Annotated in this window: 15 protein-coding genes; all 15 read left to right on the top strand. The window is 27.4% G+C overall.

The window, feature by feature from the left end; translation table 11 throughout:
- The first annotated feature begins 6 nt into the window (after positions 1 to 6).
- The 15 genes from ACY1IQ_RS07815 (at position 7) to ACY1IQ_RS07745 (ending at position 15301) form a co-directional block, all read left to right on the top strand.
- On the top strand, positions 7 to 1134 hold the full coding sequence (locus tag ACY1IQ_RS07815; RefSeq protein WP_461613416.1) for a DUF58 domain-containing protein: 1128 nt from the start codon (positions 7 to 9) through the stop codon (positions 1132 to 1134).
- A complete protein-coding gene (locus ACY1IQ_RS07810; RefSeq protein ID WP_461613415.1) occupies positions 1134 to 2369 on the top strand; it encodes a hypothetical protein in 1236 nt (411 codons plus the stop codon). The genes ACY1IQ_RS07815 and ACY1IQ_RS07810 overlap by 1 nt, the downstream gene beginning before the upstream one ends.
- Before the next feature lie 589 nt (positions 2370 to 2958).
- Positions 2959 to 3339 carry a DUF6514 family protein gene (locus ACY1IQ_RS07805; protein ID WP_461613414.1) on the top strand — a complete coding sequence of 127 codons (381 nt, stop codon included), beginning with the start codon at positions 2959 to 2961 and terminating at the stop codon, positions 3337 to 3339.
- Between the two features lie 443 nt (positions 3340 to 3782).
- Complete coding sequence (acpS, locus tag ACY1IQ_RS07800) at positions 3783 to 4169, top strand: holo-ACP synthase (RefSeq protein WP_461613413.1); 387 nt, start codon at positions 3783 to 3785, stop codon at positions 4167 to 4169.
- Complete coding sequence (locus ACY1IQ_RS07795) at positions 4159 to 5064, top strand: NAD(P)H-hydrate dehydratase (RefSeq protein ID WP_461613412.1); 906 nt, start codon at positions 4159 to 4161, stop codon at positions 5062 to 5064. The genes acpS and ACY1IQ_RS07795 overlap by 11 nt, the downstream gene beginning before the upstream one ends.
- Positions 5065 to 5159: 95 nt before the next feature.
- Positions 5160 to 5786 (top strand): germination lipoprotein GerS-related protein, encoded by a 627-nt coding sequence (locus ACY1IQ_RS07790; RefSeq protein ID WP_461613411.1) that lies wholly within the window; start codon positions 5160 to 5162, stop codon positions 5784 to 5786.
- A 68-nt stretch (positions 5787 to 5854) separates the two neighbouring features.
- Positions 5855 to 7018, top strand: coding sequence for an alanine racemase (alr, locus tag ACY1IQ_RS07785; RefSeq protein ID WP_461613441.1), 1164 nt, complete (start codon positions 5855 to 5857; stop codon positions 7016 to 7018).
- A 145-nt stretch (positions 7019 to 7163) separates the two neighbouring features.
- A complete protein-coding gene (locus ACY1IQ_RS07780; protein ID WP_461613410.1) occupies positions 7164 to 7427 on the top strand; it encodes a CopG family transcriptional regulator in 264 nt (87 codons plus the stop codon).
- A gap of 16 nt (positions 7428 to 7443) precedes the next feature.
- Entirely contained in the window at positions 7444 to 7812 is a 369-nt protein-coding gene (locus tag ACY1IQ_RS07775) for a type II toxin-antitoxin system PemK/MazF family toxin (protein ID WP_039636465.1), read from the top strand.
- A gap of 151 nt (positions 7813 to 7963) precedes the next feature.
- Positions 7964 to 8791 (top strand): transketolase, encoded by an 828-nt coding sequence (locus tag ACY1IQ_RS07770; RefSeq protein ID WP_461613409.1) that lies wholly within the window; start codon positions 7964 to 7966, stop codon positions 8789 to 8791.
- Positions 8788 to 9729, top strand: coding sequence for a transketolase family protein (locus ACY1IQ_RS07765; protein WP_461613440.1), 942 nt, complete (start codon positions 8788 to 8790; stop codon positions 9727 to 9729). Before ACY1IQ_RS07770 ends, ACY1IQ_RS07765 begins: the two co-directional genes overlap by 4 nt.
- A gap of 1519 nt (positions 9730 to 11248) precedes the next feature.
- Positions 11249 to 11638, top strand: a complete 390-nt coding sequence (locus tag ACY1IQ_RS07760; protein WP_461613408.1) for a hypothetical protein — start codon at positions 11249 to 11251, stop codon at positions 11636 to 11638.
- A gap of 534 nt (positions 11639 to 12172) precedes the next feature.
- A complete protein-coding gene (ftsE, locus tag ACY1IQ_RS07755; RefSeq protein ID WP_039636472.1) occupies positions 12173 to 12859 on the top strand; it encodes a cell division ATP-binding protein FtsE in 687 nt (228 codons plus the stop codon).
- Positions 12849 to 13739 carry a permease-like cell division protein FtsX gene (gene ftsX, locus ACY1IQ_RS07750; protein ID WP_461613407.1) on the top strand — a complete coding sequence of 297 codons (891 nt, stop codon included), beginning with the start codon at positions 12849 to 12851 and terminating at the stop codon, positions 13737 to 13739. Before ftsE ends, ftsX begins: the two co-directional genes overlap by 11 nt.
- A 293-nt stretch (positions 13740 to 14032) precedes the next feature.
- Positions 14033 to 15301: a S41 family peptidase gene (locus ACY1IQ_RS07745; RefSeq protein WP_461613406.1), complete on the top strand. Its 1269-nt coding sequence runs from the start codon at positions 14033 to 14035 to the stop codon at positions 15299 to 15301.
- The last annotated feature ends 223 nt before the right edge of the window (positions 15302 to 15524 follow it).

The following is a 15524-nucleotide window of genomic DNA, read 5'->3' as shown; positions in this document are numbered from 1 at the left end:
GATATTATGGCATATATATATTTATTCTTAATTTCATTATCAATATTTTTAGTTTACATAGGATATAAAATAAGAACTAAGGGTTTTGATAATCTTAAAGTATTTCGTGTAGTTGAAAACAATAGAATTATAGAAGGTGAAAGTTTTAAAATTACCACTGTTATAGAAAATAATAAATATCTTCCTATCTCTTTTTTAGTTATATCTGAAAAAATCCCTTATGGAATAACTTATAGTGGTGAAAAATTAAACTTTAAAGATGGAAATAGTTTATGGCATATAAGTAAATATAGTATTAAATGGTTTGAAAGAAGAAGAAGAACATATACCTTAATAGGAGTAAATCGTGGTACTTATTTAATAAAGGATATGAATATAACTATAGGTGATATTTTTGGATTTTCTGTGGATACTAAGGAAGTAGAAGATTTTATAGAGGTGTTAGTATATCCAAAGCTTATACCTATAAAAAAATATGTTTTTGATACAACTAATTTCAATGGAGATAATACAGTTAAAAGATGGATTCACAAGGATCCGCTATATATAAAAGGTATTAGAGAGTACAATGTAGAGGATAGAATGAAAGATATACATTGGAAGTCTAGCTTGAAAATGAACAAGCTTATGGTGAAGGAATATGATTACACATCTGAAAGACAACTTATATTAATATTAAATATTCAATGCCATAAAGATCATTGGTCTCATATAAAAAGAAATGTTATTGAAAATGGAGTTAGAATTATAGGATCGTTAGCATATAAAGCTATAAAAGAAGGAATACCTACAGGAGTTTGGACAAATGGAAGAATTATATCTTATTCAGATAATTTTCCTAGCGAAGTATCACCTGAAATTAATAGCTTTAAAAAAATTATGGAAATTTGCGCTAGGGTGGATTATACGATTAAAACAGAATTTAATGAATACTTGCAAAGCAATTTACACAGGTTTGAAAGAAACTGCACCTATGTAGTAGTTACCCCTTATTTAGATAATGAAAGTAGGAGAATACTATCTAAAATTAAGAATAAAGGATTTAATGTTAAGATGATAGATATTTCAGATGATAATTCTATAAGTCCTATTGAAGGTATAGAAAAGCTTTCTTTTAAAGGAGTGAATCGATAATGAACTGGTATAGACAAGTAAAAACTCTATATACTACAACATTAACAATATTTTTCTTTATTATGTGGGCCTTTATAGAAAAAATAATATTTCAAAATAACATAAAATATTCATTAATTATTGTAACTTTAATTTCTGTATTTTTAATGCAATATTTGATTTATAAAAGAGTTAATAAATATTTATTGGTAGTAATTCCTTTAATAATTTCAATATTAATTTTACATTTTATATTAAAAGATTCGTTTATAATTGTAAATTTAATATTTGTAGTTGCAACTATGATTTTTAATTTAAATATAGAAAATGATACCATAAATTATTATCAGTGCAAAAGAACTCTAACTAATGGATTATATTTAATAGTCCCTATAGGGATCATTGGAATAATGTTTCGATCAGAGTTGATAATATATCTTTTTAGAGCTTATATGTTTTATCTAATACTTATGATCATTACCTTTAGAGAAAGTTTAAGATATATGTATAATATAAGAAGTAAATCTTCTATATATGTAAATTTGGGAATTGTATTAGGGATAGTTGCATTATGCCAAGATTATGCATTCAATGCTTTTAACAAGATTATAACATGGATTTTTGGAGGAGTATCTTTTGTTGGTGATCTAATCTTAACATTAATAGTAAAAATTTTTGAAAAGCCTATGCAATTTATAGTAGATAACCTTAAAGAAATTATGATGAAAAATCAGCATTTAGAAGAGATGTTAGATAGGTTAGAAAATACAAGTAAAGTAAGAGAATTTATATATGAAGAGAGTACATTAAAATACCCTATATGGATTAAAATTGTACTTTTGATTATAGTACTTTATCTCTTATATAAAATAGTTTCTAAAATTGCAATAGGTGTTAAAGTTAATGAAAATTATGTAGAGTGTGTAGAGAGTATAAATGAGAAAAGTCAAGAGAAGAAACCAAGTTACATTTCTAAATTTATAAAAAAGATATTTAGAAAAAAAGGAGATATACGAGAAGAAATCCTTTATAATTATAAAAACTTTGAAGAAATTACGGAAAAGGCAGATATATATAAAACTTATATGACTGCTACTCAACTTAAAAATGTAATAAAAGTAAAGATAGATAACGTAGATGGTTTAGATGATATGACTAATATATATAACAAAGCAAAGTTTTCTACACAAGAACTTAACGAAGAAGATCTACAACAAGTAAAAAATAGTTATGAAAATATAAAAAAACAAATATAAGAAAATATGCTTTTAAAAATCTTTAATTTAAAGAATATTCATATTGAGATTTTATAGTTATTACAAAAAATCACTTTCAATCATAATATACAGAGTGAAGAGAATATTATACAAAAAGTTTAAGAACTAATTGAATTCTATAAAACATATTATAAAATATCAGTTCAAATATTTAACAAAAAATAAAAAATTATATCAATTATGAATAATATGGCTAATATATAAAGAGAAAATTCTAATATGTGAGATTAAAGATGAAAACTGTATTAAATAATATATTTATAAAGGTAAAAATTGTATAAAGGTTAAATCTCCAAAAAGGTAAAGTAATAATTTTACAAAAAGGTAAAAAACTTTAAACAAAAAAGTTTCAACAAAATTTTAGCTTTTCGACATAAAAACATATGAAAAAGGAATAATTTAACTGCTAACATTATAGCATAGATTTAATAAATATCAATAGGAATACAAATCTGTCATTTTAAAGGGATAAAATATAAATGAGCGTTACAGCAAATGACATAATTTTTTGACCTCTAGTGATACAATTTATTTATGTAGAGAGAGTTAGGTTGAGGGGGTCGTCTAAGTGGTTGTAGTTGAAACTTTAGCGCAAGCTGTAGAAATTGAAAAAAATGTAGAGTACAACTATGTCTATAAATTATTAGAAAGTAATTATAGTGTAGATGTTAACGGAAAAACTCAGATTGTACAAGCGTATGGTATAGAGGTAGAAAGAGAAGATGTAGTAAAAGGAAAAAAAGTATCCCAGTGCAGAGATTTTATAAAGTATATAAGTCCTCAGAAAGAAAAAGTAGGAAATTTAATGAAAATGTTGTACCAACACCTAGTATCTCCTATACATCTAGTAGACGTTATTGGAGAATATGTTGATCAATGTGTTAACGATTTTGATGAAGAATTACTTATTAGGGAAATAGAAGATTTTAAAAAAATAGTAGCGTTATAAGAGAGAAATTGTCTCTTATATTAAATAAGGGAGAACTTCTCCCTTATTTTTTGTAAATACAAAAACTAAAGGAAATAAGGAGATAAACTTATATAATAACAATTTATTTTAATAGAATTAATTTTAGTGGTCTGTTGCAATTTTCAAATTCATGGTAATATAGATAAAAGGGTATAAATTATAAGAATAGTATAATTTTAATATGTATTAAATTAAAAATTTTAAATAATTGATAAAGGAGAGTTGTCAATTAAAAAGATGTAAATAGCTCCTTTAAGACATCAGAAAATAATTAGTGGATGTTTTTATATGAGCAAGGTTTCGTTGTATTATATACGATATTTTGGACCTTTTAACTAATTGTTTTTAGATGGCTAAAATATTTTAATTATTTTGAAAAGAGACTAATTTTCACTTAATTAAATTTATAAGGAGGTGAGTCAGTGATAGTAGGTATCGGAGTGGATATAGTTGAGATTCGAAGAATAGAAACTGCTATGAATAGAACAAGCGGATTTTTAGAAAAAATTTTTACTGATTCTGAGTTAAAGCATTTAAAAAGTAGAAACTTAAGAGCAGAATATATAGCTGGACGATTTGCTGCAAAGGAAGCTGTATCGAAGGCTTTAGGCACAGGTTTTAGAAGTTTTAATTTTAAGGATATAATAGTTGAGAATACTGCTCTTGGAAAACCTATAGTAACTTTAATTGGAAATGCTGATTTAATTGCAAAGGAAATGGGAGAGTATAATTTGCAATTGAGTATTTCTCATGGTGAGGATAATGCAATTGCTTATGCTATATTGGAGGTGAGGCTTAATGGGGAATAGTCTTCAGAACTTCAAGAATACAATCTTTACAAATCTACATAATATTTATTTTAAAGAAATCAAGTTAACAGAGGAGTTTATTATAAGTTCACTGAAGAAAAGAAAAATAGATGGACACAAAGGTGATTATGGAAGAGTACTTGTAATATCAGGTTCTAAAGGGTATAGTGGTGCAGCCTACATAACCACTCAAGCAGCAGTCAGAAGTGGTGCTGGATTAGTTACACTATGTACTCATAAAGATCTTCAGGATATTATGTGTATAAAACTTTGTGAGGCAATGACAGTAAATTTTGAAGAGACAGATAAGATTAATAATATTGTTGAAAAAAGTAATGTAATAGCTTTTGGTCCTGGAATGGGAAATAGTAGACTTACCTTTAATATATTAAAAGAAATTTTAACTAAAAGTGAATGTCCTATGGTTATCGATGCTGACGGATTAAATGTGTTGCAAGGACAATTAGAACTTTTAGAGTATAAGAATAATGATATAATATTAACTCCTCATTTAAGAGAGATGGCAAGACTTACAGGTTTAACAATAGAAGAAATTAAAGAAAATAAAGTTAAAATAGCTAAAGAGTTTGCTAAAGTACATAATGTTATTTTACTTCTAAAAGGGTATAATACTATAATTACTGATGGAACCGTGGTTTATATAAATACTACAGGAAGTAGTGCTATGGCATCAGGTGGTATGGGAGATGCTTTAACAGGAGTAATATCGTCCTTTATAGCTCAGGGATATGAGCCTTTAAAAGCTACTTATTTAGGTGCATATATACATGGGTATTGTGGAGATTTATTATCAGAAGAAATGTTCTGTGTCAATGCTACTCACTTAATAGAGTACTTACCTTATAGTATTAAAAAGCTCATGGATAAGTTATAAATAATTTAAATTTAATAAGCTTTAATAATTGGTTATAGTATTAAAAAAATTATAATAGATATAGTAGTGTATTACTTTATATGGAGGAATGTTTTATGAATAAACCATTAAGAAATTCACTACTAGCTATAGGCAGTTTAATAGTCTTAACTATAATATTCTTCATGATACGGGGGCTGAAAAGTTCTGTTACAGAAGAAGTGGAAATAACTGAATATTTGAAAAATATAAAAGCGTATAAAAGCGATGTAATAATTGAAATGAATAATTCAAAGCAAAATTTGACCTATAAGGGTAAACAAGCTTATATGAAGAATTCAAGATATATATTAGAATTAGAGGATGAGAGAGTATTTGATTTTAACAGCGATCAATTAGTTGTTAAAGATAAACATAATAATAGAGAATATGCTCTTTCAAGTGATTTTGATGAAGTATTAAAGTATTGTTTTATAGGGGAATTTATAGGACTTTTATATACAAATGAAGAAATAAATTATTCTATTGATCAAGTGGATAATACACAGTGTTTAGCTATTGATTTATTACTTCCAGGGATAAATAAAAATATTCATAGAGGAGTAATGTATATCAATTTAAATAACGGTTTGCCAAAAGAGTTCCGTATTCTAGATATTAAGGGTAAGGAAAAAGTAAAATGTACTTATGAAAATTTTATAGAGTTAGAAAAAATTGAAGATTATGAATTTGAAGGAATGTAGTTACAAAAAGGCAAATTAGAGATATTATAGAAAATTAAGATAGTTAAATTAACTGTGAGGTGGAAAAATTGTTTAGACATTTAAGACCAGTATGGGCAGAAGTAGACTTAGATAAACTAGCTTACAATATGAGAGAGATAAGGAAAATTGCTAAAAGTAAGAATGTTATAGCAGTAGTAAAAGCAGATGGATATGGACATGGAGCAGTGGATATAGCGCCAGTGCTTTTGCAAAATGGAGCCAATGGATTAGCAGTTGCAGTAATAAGTGAAGCAGTAGAATTAAGAAGAGCAGGAATTGAAGCACCAATTATGGTACTTGGTTTCACACCTCCTAATTTAATAGATAATTTATTAAGATATGATATTGAGCAGACCGTAATTAACTATGAATTTGCCAAGGAGCTATCTAATATGGCTCGTAAGAAAAATAAAATAGCCAAGATTCATATTGCAGTGGACACAGGTATGGGACGTATAGGATTCTTACCAAATGACAAAAGTATTGATGAAATTTATAAAATTAGTCAATTATCTAACGTAGAAATAGAGGGGTTGTTTTCACATTTTTCATCAGCTGATGAAGGGGACAAGGAATATACTAAGTTACAGGTGAAACGTTTTGACGACTTTTACAGCAAACTTAAAAATTTAAATATAAAAATTAATAATAGACATATTGGAAATAGTGCAGCAATCATTGATTTACCAGAAACTCATTTTGAGGCGGTAAGACCAGGAATTATATTATATGGATATTATCCATCAAATGAAGTAGTAAAAGATAAAATAAAGTTAAAACCAGTAATGTCATTAAAATCGAATATTATTCATATAAAAACTTTACCACCAGGAGAACATATAAGTTATGGTAGAAGATTCAAAACGGAAAGAGAAAGTGTTATTGCTACTCTTCCTGTAGGATATGCTGATGGTTATACAAGATTACTTTTCGGAAAAGCAAAAGTTATTGTTAATGGGAAATTTGCACCAGTAGTTGGTACTATATGTATGGATCAATGTATGATAGATATAACGAACATTGATGGTGTAGAACTTGGAAATGAGGTTATACTAATAGGTGAAGACGACCATAACAATAAATTTACTGCTGATAATGTAGCAGAACTTTTAGGTACTATAAATTATGAAATTGTTTGTGCTATAAACAAGAGAGTGCCCAGAGTTTACATAAAAGGTGGTAAAGTAATAAAAGTTAGGAATTATGTATAATTTTTAGACTATCAGAAAAAGTAAAAAAATGTTGTAGAAAGTAGAAAAAAGCCCATAATTTCTTTGACATCTTGACAGTTGTTGAATTATAATTAAAACTGTACATAATGGTTGTTATTAGTTATATAGGAGGTATTAAATTTCCATGTCAGATTCAAAGAAATTAAGTGTGAACCTCTCCAAAACACTTTTGGGAAAGATTAGTAAAAGTTTAAATGCAGATTATAAAAAAAATAGTGAATTTATTGATGAAGCCATAATACTATATATAGAGGAGGAAAACTCCATCGATTTTATAGAGACTATGAAGCAAGGATATTTATCTATGGCTGAACTAAATTTAGAAATAGCAGAATTTGGTTTGGAACAAGATGTTTGTGACTTCATAGAATATGAATCTAGGCTTTAGGAGAGTGAATTGCCTAATGACAACTGTTGTGAAAAGAGGAGATATATTTTACGCTGATTTAAGTCCAGTTGTTGGATCGGAACAAGGTGGGGTAAGACCGGTAATTATTATTCAAAATGATATTGGAAATCGATATAGCCCTACAGTAATTGTCGCAGCTATTACTTCTCAGATAAATAAGGCAAAACTTCCAACTCATGTAGAAATTTCTTCTGAGGAGTATGGATTAAATAAAGACTCGGTAGTTTTGCTAGAACAAATAAGAACATTAGATAAAAGAAGACTTAAAGAAAAAATAGGTCATATGACAAAAGATGATATGGAAAAAGTTGATACATCTTTAATGCTTAGTTTAGATTTAAAGCATAAAAATAAAAATAACTAAATATATAGGAGTTGTGAAAATCACAACTCCTTTATTAACTATATTATTCAATAATTTGGGATTGTGAATTTTGAATTGTCTAAAGTAAGTGTTGTTAAAAAGTATAAAATTGTTATAATAGTTTATAGAAGATAATCTAGGAGGTAGAGGCATGGAAAGAACACTAGACCAATTAAAAGACATTGCTAAAGAGATAAGAAAAGACATAGTTACAATGTTAACTGAGTCAGCTTCAGGACATCCAGGTGGTTCATTATCAGCAGTTGAAATTTTAACTACATTATATTTTAATGAGATGAATGTAGACCCAAGTAACCCTAAAAATCCAAAGAGAGATAGATTTGTACTTTCCAAAGGGCATGCAGCACCAGTTTTATATAGTACATTAGCTGAAAAGGGATTTTTTGAAAAATCTGAACTTATGAAATTAAGAAAGATAGGTTCAATACTTCAAGGACATCCAAATATGAACTATGTTCCAGGTGTTGATATGTCAACAGGTTCATTAGGTCAAGGTATTTCTACAGCAGTAGGTATGGCATTGGCTGGAAAACTAGATAACAGTGAATATAGAGTATATACTCTTTTAGGCGATGGAGAACTTCAAGAAGGTCAAGTGTGGGAAGCGGCTATGAGTGCTGCACACTATAAGTTGGGAAACTTAACAGCCTTTGTTGATTATAATGGACTTCAAATAGATGGAGATATATCTGAAGTTATGAACCCAAATCCAATAGCGGATAAATTTGCTGCTTTTGGTTGGAATGTAATAGTATTAGAGGATGGACATGATTTAGTGGCTATTAAAAACTCCATAGAAGAAGCTAAAAAAGTAACAAATAAACCTACAGTGGTAGTATGTAAAACAATTAAGGGTAAAGGCGTATCATTTATGGAAAACCAAGCGGGATGGCATGGATCTGCCCCTAATAAAGAGCAATGCGATTTAGCATTAAGAGAAATAGGAGGGGAAGCATAATGACTAAAATAGCAACAAGAGAAGCATATGGAAAAGCGCTTGCAAGAATAGGTCAAGAAAATGAAAATATAGTAGTTTTAGATGCTGATTTATCAAAATCTACAAAAACAGCTGATTTTAAGAAAGTTTGCCCTGAAAGATTTTTAAATATGGGAATAGCTGAAGCAAATATGATGTCAGTAGCAGCAGGACTTGCAAGTTGCGGTAAAATTCCTTTTGTAAGTACTTTTGCAATGTTTGCAGCAGGAAGAGGATTTGAGCAAATAAGAAATTCAATATGCTATCCAAAGTTAAATGTTAAGATATGTGCAACTCATGCAGGATTAACAGTAGGAGAAGATGGAGCATCTCATCAAGCTATAGAAGATATAGCATTAATGAGAAGTATACCAAACATGGTAGTTATAAGTCCAAGTGATGCTATTGAAACAGAAGCAGCTATTGAAGCAGTTACAAAATATCAAGGACCATGCTACGTAAGACTTGGAAGAAGCGCGGTTCCAGCAGTAAATGCAAATACTGATTATAAATTTGAAATAGGAAAAGCTGTTACATTAAGAGAAGGAAAAGATGTTGCTATTATTGCTACAGGAATAATGGTAGATGCTGCTCTAGAAGCTGCAAATACTTTAAGCGAAGAAGGAATAAAAGCAAAAGTTATAAACATACATACAATTAAACCTATTGATAAAGAAGCTATAACTAGTGCTGCTAGAGAAACAGGGCTAATAATAACAGCAGAAGAGCATAATGTGATTGGTGGATTAGGTTCAGCAGTATGTGAAGTTGTAACTTCAAATCATCCAGTTCCAGTACTTAGAGTTGGAGTTAAAGATACATTTGGTGAAAGTGGTAAACCAGCAGATTTATTAAAAGCTTATGGTCTAACAGCAACAGATATTGTTAAATCAGTTAAAAAAGGATTAGAATTAAAATAGAAATTATAGAAAGCTTCACAAAGTAATATTTGTGAAGTTTTTTTATGCAGAAAATAAGGCAATATATTAAAGTTAAATTATGTTCTTAGATTAGTATTATCTAAATTTTGAGATTTAAATGATTAAATAATCCATTATTGTTATTTATTTTTTTAAAATTACAGTAATGTAAGATTAGTAGGTGAATTTGTAAGATAGTTAAATGGCTATGCTAGTGTCAAAAATTTATAATTAAATCATAAGGTTGAAGTAAAAATAATTAAAAATAAAAATTTAGATATGGAGGGAAAATTATGAAAAAACTAATGGATATGATAAAAATAATTTTAAAAACATTTATAATTGGTGGATTTGTTTCAGGAAAAGAGTTAGCTAAATCAATTGAAGAATAAAGTATTAGTGAAGAGGATAAAAATATGAATTGTAAAATAAAATACAACATAAGGTTTCATATAAAAATGTAAGAGTATATAAAGTTTTTAATTAGCTTATATACTCTTTATTTATTTTTTGTCAGAATTGAGATTTATTTAGACATCTTAATATTACATAGACTTTATTATAGATAATATAGAAAGAGGTTTAAAGGAAATATTTAAAATTATTAGTAATATTAAGTATTTGGGTATTAATATACTAGATAATCAAAGGAGAAATTATTATTGAAAATTACAGTAATGTAATATTAATATGCAGCTTTGTGTATGTTAAATGGCTTCATATTAACTAATACATTATAATTAAAATATAAGATTAATAAATATGAATTAACAAATAAATTTTAGGGAGATGATTATATGAAGAAATTAATAAATACAATAAAAACAGTTTTAGGAGTAATAGTTATTGCTGGATTAGTTAATGGCAGAGACTTAGCAGAAGAAGTTGATAGAATCAAATAATAAAGTTTTAAAGTTAGGAGAAATTTATTATAAAAAGTAATAAATACGATAAAAATAAATTTTCAAGTAATTCTTTTTGGTGGATTTGTTTCAGCTAAAGGTTTATCAGAATCTATTGAAAGATAAAGGAAATAGAAATATGAATATAAATATAGAATATAAAAAAATATAAAAAAGTATATAAACTAAATTTTAAGTTTATATACTTTTTTATATTTTTAAGAAAAATGTATTTCAAGCTTCTGTAGCTAGATTTTACAGAAAATAATGATTTTTTAGAGGAGAGATGTTATAATAATGAATAATCAAAAATTATGTTTATATTGATATATAAATACAATATTTAAAAAGCTAATGTATAGTTTAAGATAGCTATTTTTCATAGCATTTCAATACATAATTTAAGACAATGCACAACTTAAAATAATGGAAGATTGAGAATGAAAAATTAATAACAGGGTGAAAATTGATTTTTTACTAACAATACATTGTGAGTTCTTTATAAGAAGTAGCTGGATAACTTTAAAAGTAAATTAGCTCTAAAATTTCGACTTTTGTTAATAAAATTCTATAATATTGAACTGTGCATTGCGAATTAAATAAGGGAGTGATAAATGATGAAATATGAAACAAAACAAAGTTCAAAGACTCAATTAGTATTTGAAGATATTTTTACAAGTTTTAAGATTTCACTTAAAATATATTTAATTCCATTAATATTAGGAGCAGTTTTAGGGCTAATATATTGTTTAGTAAAAGATTTGCCTATAAATATTTATAACTTATTTAGAGGTACAGTGAATATAGGTATTTGGATGTCTTGTTTTGGTTTATTTATAGGGGCTGTGGCATTTATGAAGCCTCAACATATGCAACCTTTAAATTATCAAAATCAATGGAGAAATTATTATAAATTTTTTAATTTAATAGGTTCAATAATATCAATATGTTTCTTTATGTTATGCTATTCATTAATAATAGATATAATTTTATGGTATATAGCTTAATATATTAAAATAAATATTAATGTAGAAATGATTATAATTATTTAACTAGTTAAAACTGTTGACGAAAATGAAACGTCATCAGTTTTTTGTTTTTAGGAAGTTTTTAATTTAAATTTAAAATTAATAAAGAAATGAATCTAAGGCAAGACACTAATGAAACATGTAAAATGGTATTTTTCATATAAAGAAAAACGCAAAATTCATGGAAAAAACATAGTTTATATAATTTAAACAATTATATCTTATATGTATCATACAAATATATACAGGTTATTCCATAAATTACTTATTTTTATTTGTTTATAATTATGGTATCATAGAATTAAATTTTCAAAACATATAGTTATATGTAATTATTATAAATTAATGGAATATTATTATGATGCTTCCATTAGTTTTTTTATTTTTTTCGATATTTTTTTCGAGTTTTTTGTTATTATTAATATTATGAGGAAAAAATATGTTATAATATTTCTAACTTAATTAGTACATGAGAAAGGAATAGTAATGCTACAAAGAGAGTGAGGAAAAAAAATGATAGAATTTAAGAATGTAACTAAGGTATATAACAATAATGTACTTGCATTATCAAATTTGAATATAGAAATAAATAAGGGAGAGTTTGTTTTTTTAGTTGGTCCAAGTGGTGCTGGAAAATCTACATTTATTAAAATGCTATTAAAAGAAGTAGATCCTACTGCAGGAAGCGTAATTGTCACTGGTACAGATTTAACTAAATTAAGTCATAGACAAATTCCTTATTATAGAAGAAAAATTGGAGTGGTATTCCAAGATTTTAGATTAATACCAACTCTTAATGTATATGAGAATGTTGCTTTTGCGCTAAGAGTTATTGGTGCAAGTGAAAGAGAAATACATAAAAAAGTTCCTATGGTTCTATCAATGGTTGGGCTTTCTAAGAAACATAAGTCTTTCCCTCATGAACTTTCAGGTGGAGAGCAGCAAAGAATTTCAATAGCTAGAGCAATAGTAAATAGTCCAGCTCTTTTAATTGCGGACGAGCCTACAGGAAACCTTGACCCAGATACTTCATTAGAAATTATGGATATTATTAGTGATATCAATAGAGCAGGAACTACAGTAGTTATGGCTACACATGCTAAAGATATAGTTGATAGTATGAAGAAGAGAGTTATTGCCATAGAAAAAGGAACTGTAGCAAGAGATGAAGAAAGGGGTAAATACGGATATGAGATTTGATTCTATTAAGTACTTTGTAAAGGATGCTTTTAAAAGTATAAAAAGAAATAAAACTTTAAGTATTGCTTCAGCAGCTACTGTTGCAGCTACATTATTTATACTAGGAGTGGTTTCATTAACTTTAGTAAATGTTAATAAGGCAGTAAATCAATTAGGTTCAAAAGTTGAAGCAAGAGTTTATTTAAAAGATGATATAAAAAATGAAGATAAGGATAAACTAAAGAAGACAATAGAAGGAGTAGATGGTGTTTTAGAAGTTAAATTAGAGACTAAGGAACAAGCACTGGAAAAGATGAAAGAACAATTACAAGATGACAGTGGTGCGTTAGTAGCAGGATTTAACAAGAAAAATCCTTTTCCAAGTTCTTACATAGTTAGAGTTGATAATCCTAAGGCAGTAGATGATGTTTTAGTAAAGATTAAAGGTGCTCCAGGAATAGAAAAAATTAAAGATGCCAGACAGCTTATTGATCAGGTAACTAAGCTTACTGATTCTGCAACTATGATAGGTGGAATTGCTGCTTTAGTATTTGTTTTAGTTTCATTATTCTTAATAGGAAATACTATAAAAATAACAGTTTTTTCAAGAAAACGAGAAATTGGAATAATGAAATACGTAGGTGCTACAGATTGGTTTATTAGGTGGCCATTTATAATAGAAGGTATACTTTTAGGAATATTAGGTGCTCTAATTTCTGTTATAATACTATATGGATTATATGGATTTGCACAAACAAAGGCTGCAGATATGCTATTAGGTTTTAACCTAGTATCGAAAAGTTATATATTAAAAGTAACAATTTGGGAATTTTTACTTGGAGGAATGGTAATTGGTTCTCTTGCAAGTATAATATCAATGAGAAAATTCTTAAAGGTTTAATAGAAGAATTTTGGGCATGGCGTTATAAGATAGAATATAATGTCATGCCTTGTTTTAATCTATAAAAAATTATTGGTTTAAGGCATATTTAAAGAATAATTAGTAAGTATGGTTGAATATTTTTTGTCATAATTTTTGACAGATTATTTTCTTTTTATGTGGCTAAAAAATTCATTGCAAAACATATGTTCTTATGAGAAAATGATTAAGAGATAAATTTTTATTGAAAAATGTTATAATTATTAGGTATTTACATAAATAATATATATGTATTAAATTGAGAGGTGAGTTAAATGAGTAATGAAAATAAAGATTTTAATTTTGAATGGCAGAAGAAAGAAAAGAAGACTAAAAGGAAGTATATTACATACACCGTTATACTTTTAATTATAACAAATATTATAACAGCAGTATTAACAAATGTTATATCTTTTAATCTACCAAATGGAAAGGTATTAGTAAGTAGAAAAACCTTTGAAAATATATTGGCCTTTGAGAAGCTGTATACAGTTAAAGATAAAATAGATAAATATTATATAGGTGAAGTTGATGATAAAGCACTTGTAGAAGGCGCTGCTAAGGGAATGGTAGAGGCAGTAAAAGATCCATATACTACTTTTATGGATGAAAAGGAATTTAAGGATTTTGCTACTCAAACAGCAGGTAGTTATGTAGGACTTGGTATTCAAATAGGTGTTAAAGAAAATAAAATAGTTGTAATTACTACTTTCGAAAATTCGCCTGCAAAACAAGCAGGTATATTACCAGGAGATATTATTGAAGTTGTCAATGGTAATGTAGTTGCAGGAAAAGACTTAGAAAAAGCAACTTCCATGATGAAGGGAAAAGAAGGAGAAGAAGTTAAACTTACAGTTTCTAGAGAAGAAAAGGGTAAGATGGATTTTAATATAGTACGCCAAGAAATTCAACTGGTAACAGTAAGACATGAAATGATTGAAGATAGTGTAGGTTATATTCAAGTGTCAATGTTTGATGAACATACTTCTGAAAACTTTTCTAATGCATTAGCAGATTTGACAAAAAATGATATGAAGAGTCTGATTGTTGATTTAAGAGAAAACCCAGGAGGACTTTTAGATCAGACAGTAGAAATGACTTCACAATTTGTTCCAAAGGGTAAGAATATAGTTTACACAGAAGATAAGAATGGTAATAGAAAAGACTATAATTCTGTAGGTGGAAATCATATAGGATTACCTATAACAGTACTTATTGATGGTGGTACAGCAAGTGCTTCAGAAATATTTATAGGTGCACTTCAAGACTATGGATATGCTACTTTAGTTGGAGAAAAAAGCTTTGGAAAAGGTGTAGTTCAAACTACCTTCTATAGAGAAAGAGATGGATTTGGTGATGGCACAGCACTAAAGGTTACCATTTCTAAATATTTCACACCTAATGGAAAAAATATTCATGGATTAGGAATTAAACCTGATGTGGAAGTAAAATATCCAGATGAATTAAGGGAAAGACCTTATGATAGAAGCAATGATCCACAATTCATGAAAGCATTAGAAATTGCTAAAGAAAAAGTTAGGTAATTGTTCATTATAAATTTCAAAATGGTGATTTATTAAGAGTTACAATATTAGTATCTGCCTTTTGTAGGCAGATACTAAATTTATATACATTAGATATATTCTAAATTATACTAATGATTAAAATATTCAATTCCAAATATAGAAAAATTAATTTTAAATTTTTAATTCTCGGCTGCTAATTGAAGGAACTAATAAAACTACAATTTATATAAGTAAGGCATTT

The organism is Clostridium sp. Marseille-QA1073, assembly GCF_054863625.1.
This window is presented reverse-complemented; position numbering and strand designations above follow the sequence as displayed.

Excerpts from the sequence above, each read along its gene's own strand:
- ACY1IQ_RS07780 (WP_461613410.1), top strand. The coding sequence starts at position 7,164 with ATGTCAGATTCAAAGAAATTAAGTGTGAACCTCTCCAAAACACTTTTG.
- ACY1IQ_RS07760 (WP_461613408.1), top strand. The coding sequence starts at position 11,249 with ATGAAATATGAAACAAAACAAAGTTCAAAGACTCAATTAGTATTTGAA.
- ACY1IQ_RS07770 (WP_461613409.1), top strand. The coding sequence starts at position 7,964 with ATGGAAAGAACACTAGACCAATTAAAAGACATTGCTAAAGAGATAAGA.
- ftsX (WP_461613407.1), top strand. The coding sequence starts at position 12,849 with ATGAGATTTGATTCTATTAAGTACTTTGTAAAGGATGCTTTTAAAAGT.
- ACY1IQ_RS07810 (WP_461613415.1), top strand. The coding sequence starts at position 1,134 with ATGAACTGGTATAGACAAGTAAAAACTCTATATACTACAACATTAACA.
- ACY1IQ_RS07790 (WP_461613411.1), top strand. The coding sequence starts at position 5,160 with ATGAATAAACCATTAAGAAATTCACTACTAGCTATAGGCAGTTTAATA.
- ACY1IQ_RS07795 (WP_461613412.1), top strand. The coding sequence starts at position 4,159 with ATGGGGAATAGTCTTCAGAACTTCAAGAATACAATCTTTACAAATCTA.
- ftsE (WP_039636472.1), top strand. The coding sequence starts at position 12,173 with ATGATAGAATTTAAGAATGTAACTAAGGTATATAACAATAATGTACTT.
- ACY1IQ_RS07745 (WP_461613406.1), top strand. The coding sequence starts at position 14,033 with ATGAGTAATGAAAATAAAGATTTTAATTTTGAATGGCAGAAGAAAGAA.
- ACY1IQ_RS07815 (WP_461613416.1), top strand. The coding sequence starts at position 7 with ATGGCATATATATATTTATTCTTAATTTCATTATCAATATTTTTAGTT.
- ACY1IQ_RS07775 (WP_039636465.1), top strand. The coding sequence starts at position 7,444 with ATGACAACTGTTGTGAAAAGAGGAGATATATTTTACGCTGATTTAAGT.